The organism is Sinomonas sp. G460-2 (assembly GCF_047759905.1).
GTDB lineage: Bacteria > Actinomycetota > Actinomycetes > Actinomycetales > Micrococcaceae > Sinomonas.
Genome location: NZ_JBKZWT010000367.1, coordinates 1 through 3,293, shown reverse-complemented (window position 1 = coordinate 3,293; position 3,293 = coordinate 1). Strand labels below are relative to the sequence as shown.

The following is a 3,293-nucleotide window of genomic DNA, read 5'->3' as shown; positions in this document are numbered from 1 at the left end:
TAAACGAGCCCCTCTCCATCGCTGACGGCGGCACGGCGTCGGGAGCCCGTCATGGTGGGCCCACGGATGCCAGCCGGCCGTTCACCATTGAAACGTCTTCTTTGTGTATCCCACGCGTTGCGGTATCGGGACAACCAGCTCACATACTACGCACGCGGCTCCACAGGGGTCAGCGGTTTGCCAGAAATTGGGCTGAATGTGAATCACCGGACATCCGCGCCGAAGTGAAGGCCTCGAAACGTGGGCGACACGCTCGCGGGTATGATGGAGGCTCACCAGGAAGAAGAAAAGAGTCGCGCACCCGTGAGTACAGACGCCCACGCCCCGTCCCGCCCGACCGGCTCGAAGATCGTTCGCAAGGTCAAAGCGTACGTGGCCCTCACGAAGCCCCGCGTCATCGAACTGCTCCTCGTGAGCACCCTCCCGACCATGATCTACGCGCAGCGCGGATTCCCGTCCCTCGGGCTCATCGCCGCGACGCTCATCGGCGGCGCCTTCGCGGCCGGAAGCGCCGGCGCGTTCAACTGCTACATTGATCGGGACATCGACCGGCTCATGCGCCGAACGGTGAACCGCCCGCTGGTGACCGGCGAGGTGACCCCGCGCGAGGCGCTCGCGTTCGCGTGGATCTTGGGCATCGCGTCGCTCGCAATTCTCTGGTTTGGCGCGAACCCTCTCTCGTCGGTTCTCGGTGCCGCAGCGATCTTCTTCTACGTGGTCGTCTACACGCTCGTCCTCAAGCGCCGCACGGCGCAGAACATCGTGTGGGGCGGTGCCGCGGGCTGCTTCCCGGTGCTCATCGCGTGGGCGGCCGTGACGGGCACCGTGGCGTGGCCCGCCGTCGTCCTCTTCATGGTGATCTTCCTCTGGACGCCGCCGCACTATTGGCCGCTTTCGATGCGCTACGGCGAGGACTACCGCAACGCCCACGTGCCCATGCTCGGCGCGGTGGCGGGGGCCAAGATCGTCTCGGTGCAGGTGGTCCTGTACGCGTGGGCCATGGTGATCTGCTCGCTCCTGCTGGTGCCGCTCGGCCGCGCGGGCTGGGTCTACACGATTGCTGCGGTGGCGAGCGGCGCGTGGTTCCTGTGGGAGTCGCACGCGCTCTACGGCCGGGCGCAGCGCGAGGATCTCGAGGACAAGAAGGCCATGAAGGTCTTCCACGGCTCGATCAGCTACCTCACGATCCTGTTCCTGGCCCTCGCCGTCGACCCCTTCGTGGGCAGCCCGTTGGTCGGCTGACCCCGCTCTTTATTCGTCTCGGGTACAGAAACCGCCCGGGTGCGGGAATCCTCACAGCGTATGACGACGGCCGGCGCCTTTCCGTGTGAAAGGCACCGGTCGTCGTTGGTATCTGGACCCGAGACGCTGTTGGGGCTGGGTGGTGGACTCGAGACGCTGGGAGGACTGGCGTTTAGGCCTTCGGGCTCCAGCGGGCTAGATCGGCGGCATTGACCGCCGTCGCCATGAGCAGCGCGGCGACGAACATGTGAAGGCCAACCAGTGGCGCGGGGATGCCCGTGTAGTACTGGGTGATGCCGACGGCGGCCTGCACGATCGTGAGGACGAGGAGCCCGATGACCGCAGACCGGAACGGCCCATGGATGCGACGCGAGAACACGACGACAAGCGCGAACAGCGCCCCAAAGGTTACGAGGTAGGCGGGCACGGCGTGGATGTGTGAGACCAGGTCCCAGTCGAGCCCGTTGCGGGGCGCGTTCGCATCGCCCGCGTGCGGGCCCGCGCCCGTGACGACGACCCCGAGGACAACCGCCAGCGCAACGGCCGCGGCGGTCGCGATCGTGACCGGCCGCATCGAGCTGGGGAGCGCAGGCAGCGCGTTCGCCATGTGACGCCCAGTCCGGCCGTACGCCCGGTTGACGAGCAGCATCGCGAAGACGACGAGCGCCATCGAGACGAGGAAGTGGAGCGCGACAACCCACGGATTGAGGTTGGTGAGCACTGAGACGCCCCCGATGACGGCCTGCGCCGGGATGCTCGCAAGCAGCGCGATCGCGAGCCAGAACAGATCGCGCCGCTCCTTCCGGAGTCTCCAGAGCGCCACGACCATTGCGAACGCGACGGCGGCGAGCACGAACGTCAGGAGGCGGTTCCCGAACTCGATGACGCCGTGATAGCCCATTTCCGGGGTGGTCGTGAGTGAACTGGCGGTACAGCGCGGCCACGTGGGGCAGCCCAGACCGGAGGAGGTGAGCCGCACGGCGCCGCCCGTCACAATGAGGACGATCTGCCCGATGAGGGACGCGGCCGCGAGCACGCGCACGCGCGCGTCGACCTGAGTGGGCAGCCAGCCCACGAAGCGGCGGACGGCGGTCTGTGACATGGTCAGTTCTTCTCCAGAGTCAGGGGTCGGTGCGGTCAGTTCCACTTGAACCAGCGGACGGCGGCCACGCCCGCGGCGGCGCCCCAGACGAGGAGCGCGATCGCGGCTGGGAGGTCGAGCGCTCCGTGGAGGAAGGCTGCCCGCGCGGCGTCGCCGAGGGCGCCCGAGGGCAGGTAGCCCACGATCCCGGCGATCTGTGCGGGAAGCCTGCTGCTCGGCATGGCGATTCCGCCGAACACGCCGAACAGGATCCACACGAGGTTCGTAACGGCGAGGGTCGCCTCCGGGCGGGCCGTGCCGGCGATGAGCAGCCCGAGGGACGTGAAGACTGCGGCGCCAACCGCGAGGAGGAGGAGCCCGAGGAGGGCACCGCCCACTGGGGGCTGCCAGCCGAGGAGCACGGCGACCCCGCCGATGACCACGACCTGCACCGCGAACACCACGAGCACCGCGATGACCTTGCCCGCGATGAGCCCCCCGCGGCCGAGCGGCGTCGTCGAGAGGAAGCGCAGCACACCGTAGCGGCGGTCGAAGCCCGTCGCGATGCCCTGGCCCGTGAACCCGACAGACATGGTGCAGAGCGCGAGCACGCCCGGCGCAGCGACGTCGATCCGGCTTGCACCGAGGCCGTCGAGGAACGGCGTGACGGTGAGTCCGATGAGCGCGATGAGCGGCAGGACGAGCATGAGGACGAGCTGCTCTCCGTTGCGCAGCATCGCGATCGTCTCGTACCGGCCCTGCTGCCAGACCCGGTGGGCGAGGGTTGCGGCGTTCACGCGGTCTCCTTCCCTGTGCCCGATACAGCCTGCTGCGCCGACGCCTCGGCGATGCCGAGGAAGACGTCCTCGAGGCTTCGGCTGCCGAGTTCGAGCGACGTGGGCATGATGCCGCGGGCATCGAGCCATTGGGCGAGGGCCGCGAGGTGAGCTGTGGTGAGCTCGCCGTCGAT

General features: G+C 68.3%; 3 protein-coding genes. 1 reads left to right on the top strand and 2 read right to left on the bottom strand.

What is annotated here, in order from left to right; all coding sequences use genetic code 11:
* The first annotated feature begins 303 nt into the window (after positions 1-303).
* Entirely contained in the window at positions 304-1,242 is a 939-nt protein-coding gene (locus ACLN58_RS19880) for a heme o synthase (RefSeq protein WP_415856964.1), read from the top strand.
* A 172-nt stretch (positions 1,243-1,414) separates the two neighbouring features.
* Here the strand turns inward: ACLN58_RS19880 and ACLN58_RS19875 are convergent, their stop codons facing one another.
* Both ACLN58_RS19875 and ACLN58_RS19870 read right to left on the bottom strand, forming a co-directional pair.
* Positions 1,415-2,344 carry a COX15/CtaA family protein gene (locus ACLN58_RS19875; RefSeq protein ID WP_415856963.1) on the bottom strand — a complete coding sequence of 310 codons (930 nt, stop codon included), beginning with the start codon at positions 2,342-2,344 and terminating at the stop codon, positions 1,415-1,417.
* A 35-nt stretch (positions 2,345-2,379) separates the two neighbouring features.
* Positions 2,380-3,120, bottom strand: a complete 741-nt coding sequence (locus tag ACLN58_RS19870; protein ID WP_415856962.1) for an ABC transporter permease — start codon at positions 3,118-3,120, stop codon at positions 2,380-2,382.
* Positions 3,121-3,293: the final 173 nt, after the last annotated feature.